Annotated in this window: 12 protein-coding genes and 2 pseudogenes; 10 read left to right on the top strand and 4 right to left on the bottom strand. The window is 58.2% G+C overall.

The features are described 5' to 3' along the window. Positions 1-26 precede the first annotated feature (26 nt). The 4 genes and pseudogenes from CK221_RS28840 to CK221_RS30045 all read left to right on the top strand — a co-directional run. Positions 27-1010 carry an ABC transporter permease gene (locus tag CK221_RS28840; RefSeq protein ID WP_280952204.1) on the top strand — a complete coding sequence of 328 codons (984 nt, stop codon included), beginning with the start codon at positions 27-29 and terminating at the stop codon, positions 1008-1010. After that, complete coding sequence (locus CK221_RS28835) at positions 1007-1888, top strand: ABC transporter permease (RefSeq protein WP_095780185.1); 882 nt, start codon at positions 1007-1009, stop codon at positions 1886-1888. The genes CK221_RS28840 and CK221_RS28835 overlap by 4 nt, the downstream gene beginning before the upstream one ends. Beyond that, positions 1881-3938 carry an ABC transporter ATP-binding protein gene (locus CK221_RS28830; RefSeq protein WP_245430776.1) on the top strand — a complete coding sequence of 686 codons (2058 nt, stop codon included), beginning with the start codon at positions 1881-1883 and terminating at the stop codon, positions 3936-3938. Before CK221_RS28835 ends, CK221_RS28830 begins: the two co-directional genes overlap by 8 nt. Before the next feature lie 166 nt (positions 3939-4104). After that, a pseudogene (locus CK221_RS30045) lies at positions 4105-4182 on the top strand (IS6 family transposase); the annotation flags it as partial. Positions 4183-4757: 575 nt separating this feature from the next. Here CK221_RS30045 and CK221_RS28820 read toward each other — a convergent pair. Both CK221_RS28820 and CK221_RS28815 read right to left on the bottom strand, forming a co-directional pair. Further along, positions 4758-5198 carry an acyl-CoA thioesterase gene (locus tag CK221_RS28820; protein ID WP_179295228.1) on the bottom strand — a complete coding sequence of 147 codons (441 nt, stop codon included), beginning with the start codon at positions 5196-5198 and terminating at the stop codon, positions 4758-4760. Positions 5199-5905: 707 nt separating this feature from the next. After that, on the bottom strand, positions 5906-7060 hold the full coding sequence (locus CK221_RS28815; RefSeq protein ID WP_095780181.1) for a Xaa-Pro peptidase family protein: 1155 nt from the start codon (positions 7058-7060) through the stop codon (positions 5906-5908). 1971 nt (positions 7061-9031) lie between these two features. On the opposite strand from CK221_RS28815, the gene CK221_RS28810 reads away from it, so the two are divergent. From CK221_RS28810 to CK221_RS28795, 4 genes are all read left to right on the top strand, one after another. After that, a complete protein-coding gene (locus CK221_RS28810; RefSeq protein ID WP_245430775.1) occupies positions 9032-10051 on the top strand; it encodes a succinylglutamate desuccinylase/aspartoacylase family protein in 1020 nt (339 codons plus the stop codon). Positions 10052-10134: 83 nt separating this feature from the next. Next, complete coding sequence (locus CK221_RS28805; protein ID WP_095780191.1) at positions 10135-11388, top strand: methylaspartate ammonia-lyase; 1254 nt, start codon at positions 10135-10137, stop codon at positions 11386-11388. A 15-nt stretch (positions 11389-11403) separates the two neighbouring features. After that, on the top strand, positions 11404-12555 hold the full coding sequence (locus CK221_RS28800; RefSeq protein WP_095780180.1) for a CaiB/BaiF CoA-transferase family protein: 1152 nt from the start codon (positions 11404-11406) through the stop codon (positions 12553-12555). A 112-nt stretch (positions 12556-12667) separates the two neighbouring features. Beyond that, positions 12668-13570, top strand: coding sequence for a CoA ester lyase (locus tag CK221_RS28795; RefSeq protein ID WP_095780179.1), 903 nt, complete (start codon positions 12668-12670; stop codon positions 13568-13570). Positions 13571-13980: 410 nt separating this feature from the next. Here CK221_RS28795 and CK221_RS31175 read toward each other — a convergent pair whose 3' ends face one another. Next, complete coding sequence (locus tag CK221_RS31175) at positions 13981-14670, bottom strand: MFS transporter (RefSeq protein ID WP_280952203.1); 690 nt, start codon at positions 14668-14670, stop codon at positions 13981-13983. Next, positions 14609-15104, bottom strand: a pseudogene (locus CK221_RS31170) (MFS transporter). Before CK221_RS31170 ends, CK221_RS31175 begins: the two are co-directional and overlap by 62 nt. Positions 15105-16374: 1270 nt before the next feature. Between CK221_RS31170 and CK221_RS28785 the strand changes: the two are divergent. Beyond that, positions 16375-22089, top strand: coding sequence for a type I polyketide synthase (locus CK221_RS28785; protein ID WP_095780178.1), 5715 nt, complete (start codon positions 16375-16377; stop codon positions 22087-22089). A gap of 122 nt (positions 22090-22211) precedes the next feature. Further along, positions 22212-22925 carry a hypothetical protein gene (locus CK221_RS30505; RefSeq protein WP_179295227.1) on the top strand — a complete coding sequence of 238 codons (714 nt, stop codon included), beginning with the start codon at positions 22212-22214 and terminating at the stop codon, positions 22923-22925. Positions 22926-23162 lie beyond the last annotated feature (237 nt).

Genomic DNA, 23162 nt, shown 5'->3' with positions numbered 1-23162 from the left:
CCAATACACTAACAGCCAGCTCCCGGATGGGGCTGGCTCCAATAGGAGTATTCGCCATTCTCTCCTTCTTAGCCCAGCGTGTGGCTCTTTCGCTCGTAACGCTGTTACTACTCAGCATCATGGTGTTCCTGGGCGGCCAGGTGCTGCCCGGCAATGTCGGCCGGGCCATATTGGGGCCGTTCGCCGACCAGCGCGCCGTCGACACGCTCAATCACACGCTCGGCGTCGACCGCCCGCTGCTCACCCAATATGCGAGCTGGATCTGGAACTTCTTGCACGGCGACATGGGTACCTCCTATATCTTCCGCTCGCCGGTGGCGCCCTTCGTCATCGACGCGCTCGGCAATTCGCTGAAGCTGGCGGTGATCGCTTTTGTGCTGGTGGTGCCGCTCGGCATCCTCGGCGGCGTCATCGCCGCGCTCAACCTCAACCGGCCGCTCGACCGCATCATCAGCCTCGGCGGCCTGTCGGTGACGGTGCTGCCGGAATTCGTCACCGGCATCATCTTGATCCTGATCTTCGGGGTGTGGCTGCGCTGGCTGCCGATCGCGGCCACCTGGCCGAAAGGCGCCGGCGTCTTCATCCAAATCTATTATCTGATCCTGCCATCGCTACCGCTGTTCCTGGTGCTGTTCGGCTACATCGCCCGTATGGCGCGCTCCGGCATGATCGAGGCGCTCGATTCCGATTATACGCGCACCGCCGTGCTCAAGGGGCTGCCGTGGCGCACGGTGATCTGGCGGCATGTGCTGCGCAACGCGCTGCTGCCGACCATCACCGTCATTGCCACGCAGACCGGCTACCTGATCGGGGGCCTTGTCGTGATCGAGACGCTGTTCCGCTACCAGGGCATTGGCTCGCTGATCTTCACCGCGGCACGCGGCAAGGATTTCCCAATGCTGGAGGCCGGCACCCTCATCATCGGCATCGTCTATGCGGTGGCCACTCTCGTCGCCGACTTCCTCTATTCCGTACTCAATCCGCGTATCCGGCTGGGAGCAGAGCAATGAGCGCGACAGATACTCCCGCCAGCATCTCCGCGCCGGACACCGTGCGGCGCAGCCCTCGGGGCGAGGTGCTGCATTCGCTGCTCAGGTCAGGAATGTTCCTGACGGGGCTCAGCATCGTGCTTTTCTGGATCGTCTGCGCGCTGTTTGGCCAGCATCTTGTCCCCTACGATCCGCTCGCCGACGATATCATCAACGCCCTTGCGCCGCCCTCGCGGGAACACTGGTTCGGCACAGACCAGATCGGCCGCGATGTGTTCTCGCGCGTCATCGTCGGCTCGCGCGATATCCTCACCGTCGCACCGTTGGCGACCTTGCTGGCGACGGTTGCCGGTACCGCACTTGGCCTGCTCACCGGTTATTTCCGCGGTATCGTCGACAATGTCGTGAGCCGCATACTCGAAGCCTTCATGTGCATCCCGGGTGTCATCGTGGCGCTGCTCGCCATCGTCGCGCTCGGCACCTCGAAGATCAGCGTCATGGTGGTGATCGGCTTGAGCTTTTCGCCGATCATTGCCCGCACGGTGCGCTCGGCGGTGCTCGCTGAACGCGAACTCGACTATGTCGCTGCGGCCCAGCTCCGGCATGAAAGTGCACTGCATACGATGTTCGTCGAGATCCTGCCCAACGTCATCCCACCGATCCTGGTCGAGACGACAGTGCGTCTCGGCTACGCCATCTTCGCGGTAGCGACACTGTCTTTCCTGGGCTTCGGCATCCAGCCGCCCTCGCCCGACTGGGGTCTGTCGATCTCCTCCAATTACAGCATGATCGGCGGCGGCTTCTGGTGGACCGTGCTGTTCGACGCGCTGGCCATCGGCTCGCTGGTGGTCGGCGTCAACCTAGTGGCCGACGGCGTGCATGGAGCGTTCAATGACTGACAAGAACGCGCTCGAACTCAACGATCTCTCGGTCGCCTACCGCGTCGGCCGCCGCAACCGCGCGGTGCTGCGCAATGTCAGCTTCAAAATCGGCCGCGGCGAGGCCTATGGGCTGGTCGGCGAATCCGGCTGCGGCAAATCCACCGTGGCGCTGTCGGTGGTGCGCTACCTGCCGCGCAACGGCTCGATCACCGGCGGCTCGATCGCGCTCGACGGCAAGGATGTCATGAAACTCGACAGCGAGGCGCTGCGACGCGCCCGCGCCGACAGCGTGTCGATGGTCTATCAGGATCCCGGAAAGGCGCTGAACCCGTCGTTGCGCATCGGCCGTCAGTTGACCGAGATCTTCGAACTCGCCGGCATCACCGGACAGGCGGCGACCGACAAGGCGACCGCGATACTCAATCGGGTGCGCATCTCCGACCCGGTCAGCGTCATGCAGCGCTATCCGCACCAACTCTCCGGCGGCATGCAGCAGCGTGTGGCGATCGCCATGGCCTTGGCCAACGGTCCTTCGATGCTGATCCTGGACGAGCCGACGACCGGCCTCGACGCCACCGTCGAAGCCGAGGTGCTCGACCTGATCGGCCAGTTGCGGCGCGAGCTGTCGGCGTCGATCCTGTTCATCAGCCACAACCTCGCTGTCGTCGCCAATATGTGCGACCGCGTTGGTGTGCTCTATGCCGGCATGCTGGTGGAGGAAGGGCCGACCGATGTCGTCTTCAACGATCCACGCCACCCCTACACGGTGGCGCTGCTGCGCTGCTTGCCACGCGGCGGCCAACGCAAGGACCAGGGTCGCCTCGACACCATTCCTGGGTTCCTGCCGGGCATCGGCGCTGACATCAAAGGCTGCGCCTTCGCCGATCGCTGCGCCTTGGCAGACGACCGCTGCCGCGCAGAATTGCCGCCGCTCTATCATCTGAGTGACGAACGAGGCAGGCGCCTGTCGCGTTGCTTCCATCACGGTAAGGCGCAAGCGCTGCCGCGTGCCACACCCAGCGATGTGGCGCCTGCGCCAAAGCAGGAGGCGGCACCGGTGCTGCGCGTCGCGGGGCTGAAAAAAACCTATGGCGGCCATGGCCATCCCTTGTGCGCCGTCAAGGATGTCTCGCTCGATCTGCGGCCCGGCGAGACGCTGGGGCTGGTCGGTGAATCCGGCAGCGGCAAGACCACTTTCGCCAGGATGCTGCTCGGCCTTGTCCCTCCCGATGATGGCGGCACGATCGAGCTCGAGGGCAGGGCGCTGGCACCGAAGTTGGAGAACCGTGGCGACGATCAGGTCAAGGCTCTGCAGATCGTCTTCCAGAACCCGGATTCGGCGCTCAACCGCTCGCATTCGATCCGACACATTCTCAGCCGGGCATTAAAACGGCTAGCCGGCCTGTCCGGCAAGGCGCTGGAGACGCGCCTCGAGGACCTCGTCCGCTCGGTGCGCCTCACCGAACGGCATCTGGCCGTCAAGCCGCGTCAATTGTCAGGTGGGCTGAAGCAGCGCGTTGCCATTGCACGTGCCTTCGCCGGCAATCCGCGCATCGTTGTCTGCGACGAGCCGACCTCGGCACTCGACGTCTCCGTGCAGGCGGCCATCCTCAACCTGCTCGCCGATTTGCAGTCGAAGGAGGACGTCAGCTACATCTTCATCTCACACGACCTTAGCGTCGTGCGTTACCTCTCCGACAAGATCGCCGTTCTCTATCTTGGCCGCATCATGGAGATCGGGCCATCGGAGGAAGTCTTTTCCGGGCCGCATCACCCTTACACCGAAGCGCTGCTGTCGGCCGTGCCCAAGCTCGACCAGACCGAGACTGCACGCATTCGTCTCGACGGCGAAATCCCCAGCGCCGTCAACCCGCCTTCAGGCTGCGTCTTCCACACACGCTGCCCGCGCAAGCTGGGCCCGATCTGCGAGCACCAGGAACCGCCGTTGGCCGAGGCCCAGCCCGGACATTCGATCCGATGCCATATCCCGTACGCGGAACTGGCAAGGGTGCAGAGGGGGGTGGTGACCGAACCGGCAGAACCGATATCACTATGGAGCCCCGCGTAGGCCGAGTAGTTAGCAACTAAGTCAGCTGGAGGGACCTGTCAATTTGGCGTCGAGGCGGTTTGGCCGAGGGGCTAAGCGGCCGCGAAGGTGCGACGAGTTGGAAACATCAGCCTCTAAATGGCGCTGCGGAAAAATGGGAGTCTGCTATCCTTAGCCTGGCCACACGCTGACGCGGCTGCTGAAGAAGCAAGGCGTCGCGCCGAAACGCTTGATCACCGACAAGCTGCGCTCCCATGGAGCAGCCATGGCTATAGGGGAGATCGAGGTAATCTCACCGGCGGCCTTGGGGCTCGCGGCGGTGCATCGCTGCACCATCTGCAACCGCTGCGGCGCCGCTGTCCTCGGAGACCAAGTCGCGCTCTGCAATGTCAGGGCGGCAAAGATCGATGTGCCTCGATTCATCGCGTACGCTCAAGGAGCGCTATCGCCTTCCTCGAAGCAGCCATCGTTCCTTGGAAAATCAAGCTGTCGCGCTTAATGCGACAAGGGCTCGTACTATGGGTCAAAAGCGTTCCGCGCAACCTACAAGCGTCTCGGCCCGCGCCGAACACCTACTGTCGAAACTCCGAACCCCTTAACAAGTCCCCATCTCAAGATTAGACGATGTCGGTCAAACATTATATTGGATCTTGGCAACAACTACTCCAAGCTGTAGCATAATTTTGGAAAGAACGCGCCGAAACCGCCCGTCATTTTCTCAGCACGCCGGATTTAAGCACAGCTTCTGAAATCGTCACTTCGAAGCTGTCTCAATTTTGTCGATCGTCCTCACTAACGCACATGAAGATGCTGTACACAGACCAACGAAGACCAGATAATTCACACTATTCTCGGTATGCCCATTCGGCGGCTGACAATGCCCGGATCGAATTTACCCCTGTCCGTCCCGACGCGGCGTCCAAGCTCGGCCATCACATCCGGCATGAATGGTTCTACGCGACGCGACAGCAGGTTGAAGTTCAGGAAAAGCTGTTCAGCTGTCGACAGTAACGTTCCGTCGCCACGCGTCATCGTTTGAGCGACATGGACTCGCTTTTCGTCAAGGTCGGCCATCCAAGTAGTAAGGAGCAAATTGTCGCCGCGTATCGCTTCTTTCCTGTAGACGACCCGCGCTTCGGCGGTGACAGGGCCAGAGATCATCGAACCATCGGGACTCAGGCATATCGCAACTTCGAGCCGTAGATCCGCAGCTCTACTGAACGCTGCCAGATAGTGCACCATATTCATGTGCCCATATCCGTCGATAAGGTCGTCGGTCACTGTTGTCGCGAATTTTCGGGTCGCATCCATCTATTTGCCCAATCTCGTGTGTCTTAGCAGATGAAGGTTTGGACATATGATCCAGAGCAGCTTCTCATCAGTTCAATGTGCACACAAAGGAAATTCAACAATTCAACTTCTCTGTGCCGCGCTACGACGCGCCGCCAGTGCACCTCGCCATCGACGGTGGGGCCGGGTCGATTTCCGCGAGCTCGGCCAGTTCTGCTGGGCAAGCCTATAGCCGTCTGGGGTTTTCCCGGCTGCGTTTTGGCCCTCGGCCCCCGGGCCATGGCGTTGAACCGATGCATTCGGTTCCGCAGCGTCTGCAGGTCCGTCCACCGATCTTCGCGGCCGCCCGCCCATCTCATGCGGTCAAGTGCCGCCGCGGTCGCCAACACTCGCCGGCTCTGCGCCCTAGTTAGCATCTTTCGTCGAAGCCAAACGTGATGCTCCGATGGCGCACCTACGTTCTGCAAGCCTGGTTCAATACGATCGCACTTCCACGCGTGAGATACGTGATATCGCCTCGACTTGCGTCTCCGACACGCTGATCGACGGCGCTCCCGGATCCTTTGCAGTCACCGACGGCTTCGCAACTACTGGCGACCGTTGTGGACAACTGGATCATGAAAATTGCAGCAAGGCCCGCAGCCCAATCGCATGCCGACGCACCTAATTCCGCCACGCCGGCACTCCGAACTTGATGGTCAATAGTTTACCAGGAGATCGCGCGACATATTGCTGAATGACTTGGCGCCGTTTTCAGTTACTCGGACCGTCTCACTGAAGACATAGCCATCTTCCTTCTCATAAATACCCACGAGAACGTGGAAAGTCATATTAGGCTCAATAATGGTATGATCGTCAGGCTGAAAGCTAAGGTCAGCATTCCAGTCGATACCGATCGAGTAACCACTCCTGGATTCTTTACGCACGCCATAGGGCCCGAATGCTCGCTTAAACGCGTGTGAGACATCGGAGCATTTGGCTCCTGGTCGTATAGCATCGACCTCGGCGAGGAAGCCATCCACCGCCGCTCGATGCAGGTGCTGTGCGCGAGCGCTCGGCTCACCCAGGAAAACCGTCCTAGCCAATGCACAGGCGTAGCGGTGCCGGAACGCGCCGAACTCAAAATTAGTTTGGCAACCCATCTTATAGGTCGCATCGGACCATTTGAGATGTGGTGCAGTGGCCGGCGAACCAACCGGCATAGTGGGAGCACCATAGCAAGGCCCGCCAGGAAACTCTGGAGTTCCTTTAAGCAGAGCACTTTGTACGGCGGCAGCCACGTCACATTCCCGCGCGCCCACCGCAATCTCGAGGCGGCCAGCCTGCATGGCCCTATCTGCGATCTTCCCAGCCTGCTCTATGTAGGCTAGTTCAGCCGGGGACTTTACTCGTTGAAGGGTCATAACCATGCCATCAGCGTCGGTAGCCTTTGACAAATCCACACTCTTGCCAAGCGCGGCATAGGACTTCCTGCCAAGTATTTTTGCCCCCATTTCCACGCCGACTCGATTGGATTTGGAACGCTCTTTCACCAGGGCAGCTATTGGTTCCCACGGTGTGCATTCGCTCGAACCGATGTATTTCTCCGCATAACCAAGGATGCGACTTTCTGGCAGGTAGGAGGTTGGAAATGCGCATAACGTATCGATCTCGCGCAAGATGAGCCATGGATCTTCTTCGTCCTGACACACAAGGGCGAGTTGCGGAACATAGTCCGAATACCCTTCATAGCCAGTCAAATAGTTCATGTTTGACTCGTTTAGTACGAGCAGAGTGTCAATGCCGCTTTCCGCCATCTGAAGGCGGAGACGCTTGTTACGCTCACGATATTCTTGTTGGGTAAATGCGGCCATATTGCCTCTCCGATTGTTCTTTATAGACGGAGCGCATTCCCGGCCGGGCAATAGTCACGGCCTCAGTCGCTCGCCTCCAGTGCTAGTGACTATCGTTCCCGGTGAAAGGGAGCGTCAAACGCAGAGTTAATATGGTGGTCATCTAATTCCGCGATGCACCTCTTGGTGCTGATGAAACACACATTCTCTACAGGAGTCAAAGGGCGTAGCTGTCCATGCTTCGAGCCAACACGAATCTTGGACGATGCTCGGCCGCGATGGGTCTATGAAGCGGCGAATGGGCCGCTGAGGGATTGTAATTCCCAGCATGAACGCATCGATTTCGATGCGGTCATAATTTTGCGCGGCGCTAAAGGATGTCTCTAAGCCAAGCCTGCCGCTCGGTATTTGTGATCACCTCCCCGAACGCACTGACTACAAATTGAGGTCTGCTGATTCTGCTGATGTAGAGTACGAGGATATCAGAACATTCGTAAATGCAGGAATCCTGACGCGGATCTTCTTGCTCGAGTGGCGCCGGAGGCGGTGAATGGCGAGCGCACCCTGTGTCGGACTTGTCCGCCGAATATGGCGTGTGCCAGACGATGACCCACCAGTGGGAAGAAGAGTTGTATACGGTCCGGACACTGCACGCGAAGCTCGGAGAAGTTGGCGGTCGCCAACAATTTATTGTCACGAAAGCTCGAGCCTTGTGCGGGAAATGATAACGCGGGATGATCAAGCGAAGCCATCTCGCGCTGTCAGTGGCACGCAGAGCCGCCTACGCTCGCGGTCCTCGTTCTATTACGAGTAGCAGGGCGAGGCCGAAATGAACCTCCCCTTATGCGGCTGATAGACACGCAGTTCCTGGACACGCCTTCTGGGGCGTGCAGAAGGACCTAGCACTTGCGAAATGAGGGCCATGGGGTGAACGTGAAGCGCAGCTGGCGGTTGATGCGGCTCATGTGCCTGGTGCCGATGTTCCAGAAGCCGGACACCAGCAGTCATCCCGCGAAGGGGCACTCGACCTGTCCCTCCCTGCTGAGGCTGCGTCAATCTGTCCAATCAGGTCCGATTCGCAGTTCCAGAGCAGCCAGTTCACGTCTTTCGCCTGGATCGACCGGATGAAGCGGGGTCGGTGCTCGGATTTTGATGGACCGCAATGGGCGGCACCTCGACTACATCTCGTTGAGCGTCTCTGGTCTCTGGTGGTCGCTGTAGTGTGACTGCGTCTATCTGCACGCGTGGGAAGACTAGGTCCCCAAGGAGGCATCACGCGCTGGATCCCTTCTATGTCCACAAGCATCCCCACGCTGCCTAAAAGGGGCGACGCCCACCATGGCCACATTCAATAGCATCGAAACCGATCAGCAGCCGCCGAGAGGAGCTTAACCTGCCGGGATTCTGTCCACGCATCGGGGAGTAGCTCATTTTCGATCTTAGTCTTCTGCAGGAGAATGGCGCTGTGCTCTAGTGTGCGCTATACGCCCGGCGGCGCTGGGCTGGAAGTCAAAGCACTGAGGTAGCTCCGGCAGCGGGCGATCTTAGGTAACGTGGCCATTTATCTCCGCCAGTGATCGCCTCTTCATCTTTAGAGGAGATCGATCGGCCTTCTCCAATGGCGTCGAAAACCCCCATTTGACAGGGCAGTAGCGCCTGCAGGTTCCGGTACATGACTTAGCGGGCGAGCGCCATGCGAGCATGCAATGCACATCGAGCCCGGCGCGCCGGTGCACTCGGCGACGAAGCGCGAAGTTGACCTGGGCGTTGGCGACCGCGGTGGCAGACCAGCCCTGACGGTATAAAAGCCATGAAAAGTCTCGAAATGGAACATCAATGCCGCTCCGCCTCGCGAAGATCGGACAGCTATCGGCGCGGGAGAGTGGCCATCTAGAAACGCGATGACACCGTCCGGGACATTATATTGGCTAATTGAAGAGAGTTCGACGCATACTTGGAGAGCGGAAAAACGCAAGCCTGCGCCAAGGTCGCATGAATACTCAAAATGGGCTGGATATGAGCAGAGCACCACATCTTACGATTGATCTCAACACGTGCGGCGTTAGTACGGGGGATCTTATCGTTCCCGGTGGTAGAGACTACGGCGAGCTGTCGCTGCCGATTTTCAGTCTCAACAAGGGGGAGGGACACCGCGTCCTTATCACTGGTGGAAATCATGGCAACGAACTGGAAGGGCCACTTGTCTCGCGACGACTTATCGAGTGGCTGCCGGAAGTGCAAACCTGTGGAAGGATCATCGTCCTGCCCGTGCTCAATCCATTGGCCGTGGAGGCATGGAGTCGCAACACCCCGCTAGACGGGTTGAATCTCAATCGCAGTTTTCCGGGCCGCGCCGACGGGTCAGTGACGCAACGGATCGCGGATGCGGTTTCGCGCGTATTGTTGCCGACGGCCGATGTCGTATTTGATCTACACAGCTTCGGACCAACATGGGAGCTTCCCCCAGCGGCCACGACGCATCCCATTGCCGATCCCCATCTCATGGCTAAGACGGTAAGAATGGCAGAAGCGTTCAAATTGCCCGTTACATTGGTCTGGCAACATAATGATACGGCTGGAATGTTTGATACCGTGGCCCAAAATCAGGGAAAGGTATTTGTTTGCGCCGAGTTCGGCGGCGGCACGGTCGGCGCCGGCAATCTCGCGATCTACGAGGCTGGAGTACGCAACGCACTTATTGCTCTCGGGCTGGTCGAGGGCCAAGCTGAGTATCCAACGTTTCGTCAACAGAAGTCCGGCCAAACACTCGAAACGCGTCCCTCCGACCAATTGAAGTCTCCTGCGCCGGGCATCTTTGAACCGCGCTGCTCAGTGTTGGATGAAGTTAAGCAGGGAGATCTCATAGGCATCCTGCATCCGATGGGTTCGCTGTCTACTGACTCCCTTGATATCCTCGCGCCGACGCCATCCATCGTCTTAGCCCTAGCATCGGGCGCGCATGTCAACGCCAACGAAGCAGTGGCGTACGTTGCGCGGCCGCTGAAGATCTAAGGATTACATGCAGACCAGCCAGCTTCTCGTGCGCCAATAGCGGAACGACCTTAATCCCCCTCGGAATGAATCAAGTGACTGGATTGCAGATCAAAGACGTCCTCCTCGCGCCTGGCCACGGCGCATTCTTCTATGACGATCAAGCTGCCATCAGATCCGGCGCGACCCAGGACGGCTTTATCTATGCTGGCAAACCGATAACGCCTGGGTTTACTTCGATCCGCATTCAGGCAGCTTCACTTAGTGTCGGACTTGTCCTTGCCGACGACACCGTCGTTTGGGGCGACATGATGAGCGTTCAGTACTCTGGTGCTGGCGGGCGCGATGCTTTGTTTGAAACTGACCAAATCTCGGATTTGACGTCGCGCGTCGTGGCGCCACGGCTTCTCGACCTGAATGCTTCTCTCTACCTTGATGCTTGCGCGAAGGTTTTCGAGCCCACCGGACACAAGCGGTTACCGCTCGCGATTGAGTACGGGGTCAGCCAGGCGCTTTTACGGGCGGCCGCCCACCTTCAACGTACGACAATGGCGGAGATTATATGCAGTGAATTCAACCTGCCACTGCCTATGCGTCGAATCCCGATCTACTGCCAGAGCGGGGATGCTCGCGAAACCAACGTAGACAAAATGATCCTCAAGGGGGTGGATGTGCTTCCCCACGGCCTGATCAATTCGCGGCAGAAATTCGGCGTCGATGGCCAGACCTTCATGGAGTTCGTGAAGTGGGTTGCAACGCGTACTCGCCAGATAGGTCGTCCTGGCTATCATCCGGTGCTGCATTTCGACGTGTATGGTTGGATCGGGCTTGAAATCGGATTGCAGCCGCAACGGATCGCTGACTTCATCTGCAAGGTTGCCGAAATGGTTCCGGGTTTCAGAGTCAATATCGAGTCTCCCGCAGATTTTGGTTCGACAGAAGCCCAAATCGACAACTATGCTCAGATCGTTTCGATCCTGGACCAGCGGGGCTCTGGTGCCCGCATCGTCGTCGACGAAAGATGCAATACGCTTGAGGACATTCGCCTCTTCGCCGGAGCGAAAGCGACACATCTCGTCCAGATCAAGACCCCTGATGTAGGCTCACTTGCCGACACAGCGCGCGCCGTTCTCATTTGTAAGGAAAACAGGGTTGGAGCTTACGTTGGCGGCAGTTGCACCGAGACTGACCTCTCTGCGCAGGCCACGGTCCATGTCACTGTGGCGACCCAGGCTGACATGATGCTTGCTAAGCCTGGAATGGGAGTTGATGAGGCCTTCTCCATCGTTGGCAACGAGCAGAGCCGACTCTTTGCGACGCTGGATCGCCGTCGCAATCATACTGATAGCGTCAGTTGACGGCGCGGTGTGGGCATGAGCAATGGTCTTGAAGGAATCACTGTTGTTGCGGTGGAGCAGGCCGTGGCCGCACCTTACGCCTCATCTCGCCTTGCGGACGCAGGTGCTCGCGTTATCAAGATCGAGAGGCCCGAAGGCGACTTTGCCCGCAACTACGACAAATTGGTGAAGGGGCAAAGCGCCTACTTCGTCTGGCTCAATCGCGGCAAGGAGTCCGTTTGCCTCGACCTGCGGTCAGAGGCAGATCGCGTTCTTCTGGAGGCTCTGATCGCCACCGCGGACGTATTCATTCAAAACCTTAAGCCCGGAAGCATCGAGAAACTGGGATTCGGCTCAGCGGATCTCCGTCGCCGCTTCCCCCGATTGATTACCTGCGACATTTCCGGTTTCGGCGACGGAGGTCCTTTTTCCCACCTGAAAGCTTACGATCTCATCGTTCAGGCTGAGGCTGGTTTGTGTGCGATCACGGGAACGCAACACGGACCGGCAAGGGTAGGGGTTTCGGTCTGCGACATCTCGGCAGGCATGACCGCCCACAGCGCCATTCTGCAGGCGCTGTTTCATCGGGAGCGGACGGGGGAGGGCGCCGGCATCCAGGTCTCCCTCTTTGATGCTGTCGCTGACTGGATGAATGTACCGGTCTTGCAGCACGAGTATAGCCGCTACGAGACGGTGCGCGCTGGAGTCAAACATCCGTCTCTGGCCCCATATGGCGCCTATCGCTGCTCGGATGGCAAAGACGTAATTTTCTCCGTGCAGAATGACCGGGAATGGGTGAATTTTTGTGAGAAGTTCCTCAAACAGCCCGAACTGACACGCACACCTGGCTTCGCTGACAACATGGAACGGCTCAATAATCGCGCGCGCCTCGACATAATTATCGAACAGCGTTTTGCTGAACTTTCGTGCGCGGAGGCGATGCAAGAGTTCGAAGCGGCCGGTCTAGCATATGGGCGACTGAACGAAGTTGCGGCTGTTTCTGACCACCCGCATGTTCGTAGAGTGCATGTAGGCACGCCTGAGGGGGTGATTGAGGCAATAGCGCCCGCCGCGATCATGAACTCTCAGCAGCCCTCGCTAGGTCCAGTTCCGGCTCTTGGCGCTCATACGGCGGCTGTCCGCCACGAGGTCGAGACACGTTTGCGCGAGCAGGCCGCGTGGGGATGAAAAACCCTGCTCAGGCAAGAGAAATCCCAACTGGCAACGGACGTCAGCCTTTGCCCGTTCTCCAGTACGCGCATGCACCACGCTCATCCGAACTCACCGAGGGCCCGGTGCCATGAGCAGGCAAGGTGATACCATTATCAGAAACGCCAAATGCCTTCCACGCTGGAGGTCCTTGCTGTTTGTTCCAGCTCATGTTCCGCGCTTTGTGGAAAAAGCTCATGATCGCGGCGCCGACGGGATCATACTCGATCTCGAAGACTCCGTTCCTCTGGAACAGAAGGGGGAGGCACGCCGCCTGCTTGCTAAATCCGTGCCAAAAGTTGGCCGCGAGGGCGCATCGGTTCTGGTCCGTGTGAATTCTGGTTTGCGAGCCCTGGCAGCCGATCTCGACGCAGCCGTAGTAGCGGGTGTTAATGCGCTGGTTCTGCCCAAAGCAGAGTCGGCGGATTGGATAGCAGAAATCGCGGAAGCAGTGTCTGAGCTCGAGCGCGAGAGAAACCTCATCGAGGGTCATATCCGCTTCCTCGTTCAAATCGAAACTCCTGGGGCACTGCAAAGATTGGGCGCTATTGCGTCGGCCCATCCGCGCGTGGCTGCCATGGCGCTTGGCCCGGAAGATTTTAGTACGTGCGTTGGCGGTGTTCCGGAATTCGACCTCCTCCTAAATCCCAACCTCTCCGTATTGTTTGCAGCGCGCGCGGCTGGGTTGCTCCCTTTGGGCTTTGTAGGAAGCATCGGCGACTTCTCCGATAGGGACAAAATGCGTGACGCTGCCGTGCAGGCCCGGCGGCTTGGATTCGTTGGAGCTCTGGCGGTCCACCCCACACAGGTGCCAGTGTTCAATGAGGCGTTCTCGCCGACTGACCAGGAGCTGGAGTGGGCCCGCCGTGTCATTGCCGCGGAAAACGATGCTGGTGCCAGGGGAATGTCCGCGTTTTCTCTGAACGGCCGGATGATTGACCCTCCAGTGGTGCGGCGCGCACACGAGCTCATAGCACTCGCCGGCGAGAACTGAACGGATCGGAATCCTCGCCCGTCCGTTCGCGTGCCGCTGAAGGTGGAGGGCCATCAGCTCAGCAGCCCGAAGGTTGCCCACGCCAAGGGGCGAAGCCGGATGGCCGAGACCGCTTGAGCTTGGCGAAGAAAAGCGGGCTTGGTTCACGAGCGCCCGGCGCGGGCTTACAAGGCGAGGGGCGCAATTTGGCTGCAGCTCGGGTCCAGAGTTTACTTCCAAGCGACCGTATCCGCGAAAACTGCTTTTCGCGGAGGCCTGATCAAATCGCAGAACGCATATCAGTGCGGCCGCTCTCAGATGAGCAGGGCGGCATACCTGCTTTGCAGAAGCAAGACAGTCGCGGACGGCGCAACGCGCGACTCTTTGCTTTGGCAAGCCCAACCTTATCGCGCTGACAGCTTCGCTCAACGTCACCTCGGAGGACGAGAAACGAATGTCGAGGCACGGCTACGAGCTGCCTCGGTCGTTCGTTCGATCGAAGGCTCCGTGTGTGAAGGAAGCTCGCCGTCATGCAAGGCGAGAAGGTTCTGGCCTACTTCCTTGTCCGCTGCCGTGAGCCGGTGATTCAGGCGAAGAAAGTCGATCCATGTTGGCGTGCGGAACGTCTCCGTCCAAAGCGAAGGCGTCTGCAGGTTGCGCTGGAGCGTCCAATTTCGTGCGTCGGCACGGCTAAGAGCATGGCGCTTTGCGCGCATGCAGCAGAGAAAGGCGTCTATACTGCTTTCGGATATCGAATAGTCGGTCCTGGCAACGATCGGGCCACTTCTGGGCCTGAGATGCAATGCCAGGTCCTGAGCACGAAAATCCGAACTTTCCTGATCAGATCCTTCCCAAGGATGTACTGGCAGGACAATACCCACCACTGCGACCAGCAACAGAGCGCCCGCGGCCCCGACCAGGGCCGACGTCAAAGAGTAGTTCTGGGCGACAGCACCCCAGATCCAGCTGCCGGCTGCAATGCCGCCGTAAGTCAGCGCGTAGTAAATCGAGAGCGTACGACCGACCACCCATTTTGGACTCGCCAGCTGCACCCAAACGTCAGTCCCAGTCCAGGTGACCAGCCAATCCGAACCGCCGACCGCCATGAAAATTGCTGCCACGGACACCGTCGAAGTTAGGGCGAATGAGACACAACATACCGCACAAGCCACAGAGGCAAACGGCCATCAGCCAGTTTTGAGAGACGGTCCGCCTCAAGAAGCCGTTGCTCATGCCTGCGGCGAAGGCACCCACACCGAACCCGGCCAACAGAACGCCGTAGACAATCGGCCCGCTTGCCAGCTTGTCACGCACCACGAGCGGTAGTAGCGCGAGAATGGAAATGCTGGCCATGCCGAAAAGGATTGCGCGAGCGATTGCTACTCTGATTTCCGAGGACAACGCGGTGAAGCGCACTCCGTCGTGAATCGCCGTCGTCATCCTCTCACGAGGGAGAGGAGAAGTGCGAACTGCGCCAAACTGCCATCGGAGGGGCCAGATCACTCAAGGCTGCGAGGGCGAAAGCGGCCAGTGGTCCAAAGAAGGCTAGGATCACGCCACCCAGAACCGGCCTATGCTCCGAACAATGTTGTATACGACCGACATAAGCGCCGTACGTCGGTGAAGGCACCTAGGGTGGCGGCTAAACGTGTTTTGTTCCGACTGGGTAGGATCACCTTCGGGAAAGGTAACGCAGGCGCGCGTACGACCCAAACGTCAGTTGTTCTCGGTCGCGCGCGAATATCCTCCAGTATGCGCCATTTCCCCAATATAATGTCCCTGAGGGTGGGATCGCGTTTTCAGATGGGGCGACAAATCCGCAACGAACCGCTCGCGCCCAAACCGCGAGCTGATCTCGGTCGGTACGCCGCAAGAGAACATGTTGGCCGCCGTCGATCTGAAAAGAGGGCCGTTGGACGGTACGATAGTGCGCTCAGTTCAAGCGGCGTCGCCGACGATTAGGACTTGCCGACGGAAATCAGATAGGGGTTTGACGCTTGCTCCAGACCATCTGTGCCTTAGATTGATGCGGCTAAATGTGAACCATTCAGGGGCGATAAAAACATATCGGACCGCAGAATATTTGATAAGAATTGTTAAACATATATTTCGGTGTATTTTCGAGGATGGTATATAACATGATGAATTTTTTCAAAAATCATTACACAATGTAACGTAAAATTCGTATAAATCACCTTTCTATCGTTGCGTGCTGCAGGTACGTTCCTTTTGATAATATGAATTATTCTGTCTCGGCCAATTCTTACCTTATCTAGAGGAACGTTGACGGCTAATCCTGGAGAGCTTCGATGCAAGACGGGCATCAGCCAGTGAAGGAATTCTCCCTGATCCCGTCGGACGGATCTACCCGAGGGGGTGGACATATATTTCCGCTAGAAGACGTCCCGCTCAGCAACTTTCGGATACGCTCATTTGAGTCTTTTTTTGGTGACCGCACCCACGTCAGCCGTCTGACCATCGAGGACGCGTGCCATGAAGGCCCTTTCACACGCATTCTGCCTAGCGGGAGGATCTGTCATGAACCTGGTAGACAGGCCGCACTTGAGGAGGCCGCACGAGAACGGTTTCGTTATCGCGGGCACTCGCAACGGCTATGCGGCGGCCAGATACTTCCTAGACGAGGTGCGACATCTACAGAATGCGGCACTACGCTGCGCTGTCTAGCATGTGGAGCTGCCTCGCGACGGGTTACTTACTTGGTTTCCAATTCTCGAAAGAGAACATCGGACAGAAGCTGGCATAGATCAAAAATGTTATGCGTCAATACGATTATGGAATATGAAATCTCCGCGGAGTAGCTTGAGATGCAACAAATTACTGGTAAAGCCAACGCACTGCTTAGAGTTGTAAAGAGCTCACTTGAGGTGTCGTATAGGATAATCTGTTTCCCACATGGGGGCGGGGGCGTCCAGTCCTTCCGTAATTGGCCGAACTATCTCCCTGAGGACGTTGAACTTATTTGCCTGGATCTTCCAGGGCGCGGCAAACGTTCAGCGGAGGCCGCCATTCGCAGTATGGACGTGCTGGTAACTATGGTAATCGAGGCGCTGCCCGAGTACAGTGACCGGCCCTTCATTTTCTTCGGTCACAGCGTAGGTGCCCTCGTCGCTTACGAGGCCGCCCGCTCTCTGGAGAAGGCCGGGCGGCCATCTCCCTTCCATGTTGTCGTGTCTGCTCATCCGTCGGCGGATCTGCCGGCGGATGAGCCGCCGATGTATAGATATGCGGATGACAAGTTAACCGATGTGGTCCGGAGCCTAGGTCTGGTTCCCAAAGAGGCGCTGGCAAATGAGGAACTCCTTCGCAAATTCATCTTGCCTCCGATGCGGGCCGACTTCGAACTCGCGGAGACCTACGCCCGAAACTTACCAACACCTATCAAGGCGGCTATCACCGCATCTGGGGGGGCGCAAGACGAAACCGTCAATGCCAATGATCTCGACAAATGGCGTCGGCTTACGACGTCACGGTTCGCCCGGATTATGTTTGAAGGCGATCACTTTTATACCCATTCTATGACAGAGGAGGTGGTGTCTAGCGTCCTGCGCGAGGTTGGCGAGGTGAAGCGACAACTTCCGGCTTCCATCAAACACGGCGATGCCGTTCCCTATAGTAATCTAACACTGCATGAGCAATTCCGTAAGCAAGTGGCTCTCACCCCGAACAGTCCTGCCATCGTTTCAGAGGCTGCGATCGTGACATATCGTGAACTCGACGAGCTGATCGAGATTCTATCCAGGCACCTCCTCGGACATGGTCAGAGCCGACATTCGCAGGTGGGTGTCCTGATGGATACCTCGCTTGAATACGTCGTCGCGTTGTTCAGTATTCTTAGGGCAGGGGCGGCTTACGTCGTGCTTGACAAAGCCCAGCCCGTTGCAGCGCTGAAGCGCATACTTGAGAAGGCATCTGTGGAAATCGTTGTCACCAACAAAAGTTTCGCGGCTAAGCTTCCGCCTGACTGGGCTGGTATCGCGCTGTCGCTCGACGAGGGTTGGGAAGCACAACTTGGCAACGCCGGTCCGGCCAGTCCGCAACCGGTGGATCTCGATGCGCCGGCTCAGATTGGATTTTCGTCGGGCACGACTGGTGAACCAAAAGGGATCGTCTGCCCCCACCGAAGCCTTGTGTGTGCCAATCAATGGCGCTACGATACCCTGCCATACGCGCCTGATGAGCGCGAGGCCGTCAATCTCTTCGGGGACATAATGCGGCCGATCCTCGCCGGGATTCCCGCCTATCTAGTCCCTGACGACGTGATCTACGATCCGCACCGGCTGATCGAGTACCTGGAACGAAATCGAATTTCCAGAATATTGCTAACGCCTTCACTGCTGGACGTGATTATCAGCAGCGGCTTCCTCGACCTCCCCTCCCGCCTTCCCGATCTCAGATTTATCTACCTATCAGGCGAGGTACTAACAGGAGCGTTGCTTGCGCGTGTGAAGGCCGCGCTGCCGCACATCAGAATCATCAATTACTACGGCGCGGTGGAGGCAAGTGATGTCGCGCATCTTGACTTGAGCGAGTTGGATCCCACGTCAATGCAAAAGGTCGCACCGGTTGGTCCGCCTCAGCACAATGTCAGTGTCTATATCCTCGGTGAGCAACGCGAACCCGTACCACAGGGCTTCCTGGGCGAGGTGTTCGTGGGCGGGGATGTGTTGGCTCATGGATATCTCGGCAGCCCAGAGATGACATGCGAAAGGTTCTTTCCCGACCCGTTTCGCGCAGATGGCATGATGTTCCGCACTGGCGATCTTGGCCGCATGCTGCCAAGTGGCCACTTGGAAATTATGGGGCGCTGCGCTTTCATGGTGAAGATCCGTGGTTTCAGCGTCGTGCCCGGGTCTGTAGAAGCTGCCTTGCTTCGCTACTCCGCAGTCCGCTCCGCCACCGTACTGCCTGAGCTCGATCCGACGACAGGCCAGCCGGACCGACTGGTTGCCTATATAGTCCTGCACGATGGTTCCAAGGGCTGGGAGGCTCCTTTGCGAGCGCATTTGAAATCCGAGTTACCGCATTATGCGATACCCGCGCATTTCGTCGCCGTAAGGGAATTGCCAATTGCGGCTAACGGGAAACTTGATCGGTCGCGCCTTCGCGGGCTCGCGCAAGAGTCGTGCGCTCAGTTGACCGGTACCGACGAGGTCGAATCGGCACTTCGCGCAGCCTGGCGCGATCTTCTCCAAGCCGAACCTGCCGATCCGGACGACAACTTTTTCGACTGCGGCGGACACTCTCTTCTGGCTGCCCGCCTCTGCACGCAGCTTCGTGAGCGTCTGAAGGTAGAGCTCCGGGTAGTGGAGGTCTTCCTCAACCCGACGTTCAAAGAGCTCGAGGCTGTTCTCCGCAGTCGCGGCGTCGGGCGGGGGCGTCCGATAAATCGGGAGTTCCCCAAAGTACCGCCGGTATCGGCCGGAAGAGCGCATGTTGGGGTGGCCAACGAGAGACGCGGCCCCGCGATGGACATTGCGGTGATTGGTATGGCTGCACGTTTCCCCGGGGCGGAGAACGTCGAGGCGCTCTGGGAAAATCTCTGCCAAGGGGTCTCTTCGATCGCCCCTCTCTCCGAGCAGGAACTCCAAGCCCGGGGCATTCCGGAAGACATCCTGAGGCGCTCCGATTATGTGCGCGTTGGTGCCCATCTCGACGATGTGGACCTTTTCGATCCAGACTTCTGGAATCTGTCGAAGCGTGAGGCGACGCTGATGGACCCGCAGCATCGCCTCTTCCTCGAATGCTGTTGGAAGGCCCTTGAGTCGGCCGGATATGCGCCAAGCCAGCATGAAGGGCGGACCGGAGTGTTCGCAGGTTCTTCTTCCCCTCTCTATTTACTGCACCATTTGAAGGGCGGCCTCAGCGATCCCACCAACGCGGCACTCGCTTTCCTGATGGAGCTCGGCAACGAGAAGGACTACCTTGCCTCGCGCGTGTCCTACATGCTGAACCTCAACGGCCCAAGCATTGCGGTACAAACATCATGTTCAACTGGACTAGTAGCTATCGCGGTCGCCGCTCAGTCCGTAGCGGCCGGCTATTGCGACATGGCGCTGGCAGGTGCAGCGAGCATTACCTTCCCTCAAGCGGGATACCAGTACGTCAAGAATTTCATTAATTCTTCGGACGGTGTGTGCCGAACCTTTGACGCTGATGCGAATGGCACGGTGCTTGGGGACGGGGTAGGGGCCGTCGTTCTCAAGCGCCTCGAAGATGCGCTTGCGGCGGGCGACCCGATCCGCGCGGTGATAAAAGGATGTGCTATTAACAACGACGGGCACGCCAAATCGTCTTTCTCGGCGCCCAGTGCGCGAGGCCAGACCGCTGTTGTGCGCCAGGCACTTGCCACCGCGGCACTCGGTCCTGACGACGTGGAATACATCGAAACCCATGGGACTGGCACCAAGATCGGCGACCCGATCGAGGTCCGCGCATTGGCAGAGGCTTTCGCGGTTCAAGAGGAAACGGACAAAGCCTGTGCGCTCGGGTCAATTAAACCGAACATTGGTCATGCCAACATGGCCGCAGGGGTCGCGGGCTTCATCAAGGCAGTTCTGACCCTAGAGCATGGGATAATCCCTCCGACCATCAACATCAATCGGTTGAACGAAGATTTGGGCCTGGAAGGCACGCCCTTCTTCGTCAACGAGAAGCTTCGACCCTGGCCGAGCCCGCAGGGCCGTCCTCGAACTGCGGGAGTTACCAGCCTTGGTATCGGCGGAACCAACTGTCACGTGGTGCTGCAGGAATGGGACAGTGCCGCTACGGCTTGGCCCGGCTCCGTCGCGCGGGGCTCTCATGCCCTATGCCTGTCCGCAAAAACCCCTTCGGCGTTAAGTCGGGCCTGCCGGGATCTAGCCATGTTCCTGCGCCGCAACCGCCATATCGATCTGGGTGACGCGGCGCATACGCTCCGCGCAGGGAGATGCCAGTTCGATCATCGAACCGTTGTTGTAGCGCGCAACTTGGACATGGCTATCGCGCGGTTAGAAGAAGAGGGGGATCGCACGGCGGATCGGACCATTTCCTCACCGTCGATTGGGTTCATGGTGCCGGGCTGCGGAGTGCAACACCCGCGGATGTTCAAGGATCTGTTCGATCACGTGCCGGACTTCCGTAACGCTTTTCTGACTTGTGCGGCCGCTTATCGCCCGGTTCTGGATCGTGATCTGGAGACGGTCATGTTTGGAGAAGATGACGGATACGCAACTGCTTCCTTCGAAGAGATCAGTGTCATGATTTTCTCCGTGCAATACGCCTTGGCACGTTTGCTAGGACTGTTTGGAGTCCGGCCCGATTATCTCGTCGGACACAGCATGAGCGAATATGTTGTGGCCACGTTGGCGGGCATTCTAAAGGTAGAGGATGCTGTCGGGCTGACGGTCGTTCGGAGCCGCGCGATGGTGAATCTTCAGCTCGACGGTGCCATGCTTACGGCCAAGTGTGGCCCCTATGACGCTGAGCGTATCCTAACAGAGGACGATTGGAATGAGAGAGCGAGAGCTGGCGAGATCAGCCTCGGCGTCGTGAACTCAAATGCCAGCGTCGTATTCACCGGCAAGCGGGAACTTCTCGAAAGATTGCAGGAAAAACTCAAACAGCAAGAGATACCCAACCACCTCCTTAATACAGGTGGCGTGCCCTGCCATTCTCAACTGACGAAACCAGCGTCCGACGTCATCGAGCCGCATGTTCGGGCCCTCGAACAGTGTCTGCCGAATGTGCCCATTGCTCTGAACTCAGGAGCTCTGCATGAAGCGAAAATACCCTTGCCAGGCACCTACTTGAGCAGGCAATCGATCGAGGCTCTACGATTTGATCGTGCCCTCAAGCCAGTTGTCGTGGCTGGTGTAGCTGCACTCGTTGACATCGGGCCCTCACGAAATCTCGCGCCTCTAGCACAGGAAGCGATTAGCTCAGAAGACCGTAAGAGCCGAATTCCAGCGATCGTCCCAGCCGCGCGCGACGAGAACGATGAAGAATCCACGGACCGCCATGTCCTTCTGGAATGCCTTGGGGCACTCTGGGCCGCGGGTGTTGCGGTGGATTGGAAACGGGCCAGTGATCAATTGGAACCAGCCGGTACTCGCCGTCGCATTCCTCTTACAACATACTCATTCGATGGTCACCGATGCTGGCCCGACGATCAGCCTGCGAGCCGGGCGGAGCAAGAACAACAAAGGGGGGGAGTGTTCACGACGCCGGGCGAGCAGATAGAAGAAGAGGAAATATCTATGCCAGAAAAAGAAGTTGAAAAATCAAAAGGCAATATGTCCGATGTGGGCGTTCCGAGGAAAGTTTTCATTGATGAAGTAAAGACCGTCATCGGAGGCGACCAAATAGGTTTAGACGATAACTTCTTTGATGTTGGCGGAGATAGCCTTATAGCCGCGGAACTGGAAGTTCGCCTGAGTCAAAGCGACCTCTGGAGGCCGCCGCAATTGGATGAGATAATTGAGGCGGCGACTTTCGGCGACCTGTATGATCGAATATGCAGACGTAACCACCCGGCGAAATGACTACACCTCAAGCTTGCTAACCTAGCTTAGAGCTGCGTCGACAAAGAGCATGGAACGCCGGATAACCGCACTAGATGTATCTCACACGTGGAATATTCAGTCACATGCCCTTGGAGGCCGCAATGGGCTCGCAGCTCGAAAGCTGTCTTGGAATTCTGGGCTTGGAACCTGGTTTGCCAGCCGGCGTGAAACCATCGCCGCCAGCCGGCGCGCTGTGTAGTTCAGCTACTTTCGATTTCCCCGTGATATCAGAAACCGTCGAAGGAGCTTGGGCCGATGTTGTGATGCAGGGCGATCCTGAGCTCGAGGCGGCTTTTGTTGCGGCAGCGCGAAGGCTCGTAGAGCGAGGCGCGGTCGTAATCACCTCGAGCTGCGGCTCTGCCGTCCGGTATCAGGCAGCCGTGGCTGCGGCGGTAACTGTCCCGGTAGTAATGTCCAGCCTGCTCTTGGTGCCGGCGCTGCTCCGCCAATTGCCGCCGGAAAAGAAACTCGCCGTAGTGACGGCAGATTCCCGAGTGTTTCGAGGTGATTTACTTGGACTTAGTGACCCGGATGCGCGGGCGCGGATAGTCGTAGGCGGCGTCGAAGGCGGTAAGATGTTAGAAAACGAGTATATGCGTCCGCCGCAACCGACCGATATCGCCGATATCGAGAATGATGTGGCTGCTTGCGTCGCCCGGCTCCGGGCAGCACATCCGGAAGTCGCTGCGCTGCTGTTCACTTGCACTGGATTCCCGCCGATCACGCCGGCAATCCGTCGGATGACGGGGCTGCCAATCTACGACATCACAACCATATGTCGACTAGCGCTTGAATCCGTTGGCGCGCTCACCTAGGCGCTTCAAGTGCTTCAGGTTTTCTCAAAACGTTGATATGAGGCGATCTATGCGCATCGCATGCATTGGCACAGGGACCGTAGGCGCGAGCTGGCTGGCATTGTTCATTACAGGCCCGCACGAGGTCACCGCATGGGGTCCGACACCGGGTTGGCAAGATCGTCTATTGGCCGGCCTCGACCGCTATGAGCCGCAGTTGCGAGAGCTAAACAGGCCGACCGCACGTAACCGCCTTCG

The sequence above is a fragment of the Mesorhizobium sp. WSM3868 genome (assembly GCF_002294785.1).
In the GTDB taxonomy this organism is placed as follows: domain Bacteria; phylum Pseudomonadota; class Alphaproteobacteria; order Rhizobiales; family Rhizobiaceae; genus Mesorhizobium.
Note: the sequence above shows the minus strand (reverse complement) of the source record. Positions and strands in the feature narration are given on the sequence as shown.

Excerpts from the sequence above, each read along its gene's own strand:
- CK221_RS28830 (WP_245430776.1), top strand. The coding sequence starts at position 1,881 with ATGACTGACAAGAACGCGCTCGAACTCAACGATCTCTCGGTCGCCTAC.
- CK221_RS30505 (WP_179295227.1), top strand. The coding sequence starts at position 22,212 with ATGGGCTCGCAGCTCGAAAGCTGTCTTGGAATTCTGGGCTTGGAACCT.
- CK221_RS28815 (WP_095780181.1), bottom strand. The coding sequence starts at position 7,060 with ATGGCCGCATTTACCCAACAAGAATATCGTGAGCGTAACAAGCGTCTC.
- CK221_RS28810 (WP_245430775.1), top strand. The coding sequence starts at position 9,032 with ATGAATACTCAAAATGGGCTGGATATGAGCAGAGCACCACATCTTACG.
- CK221_RS28800 (WP_095780180.1), top strand. The coding sequence starts at position 11,404 with ATGAGCAATGGTCTTGAAGGAATCACTGTTGTTGCGGTGGAGCAGGCC.
- CK221_RS28835 (WP_095780185.1), top strand. The coding sequence starts at position 1,007 with ATGAGCGCGACAGATACTCCCGCCAGCATCTCCGCGCCGGACACCGTG.
- CK221_RS28785 (WP_095780178.1), top strand. The coding sequence starts at position 16,375 with ATGCAACAAATTACTGGTAAAGCCAACGCACTGCTTAGAGTTGTAAAG.
- CK221_RS28840 (WP_280952204.1), top strand. The coding sequence starts at position 27 with ATGGGGCTGGCTCCAATAGGAGTATTCGCCATTCTCTCCTTCTTAGCC.
- CK221_RS28795 (WP_095780179.1), top strand. The coding sequence starts at position 12,668 with ATGAGCAGGCAAGGTGATACCATTATCAGAAACGCCAAATGCCTTCCA.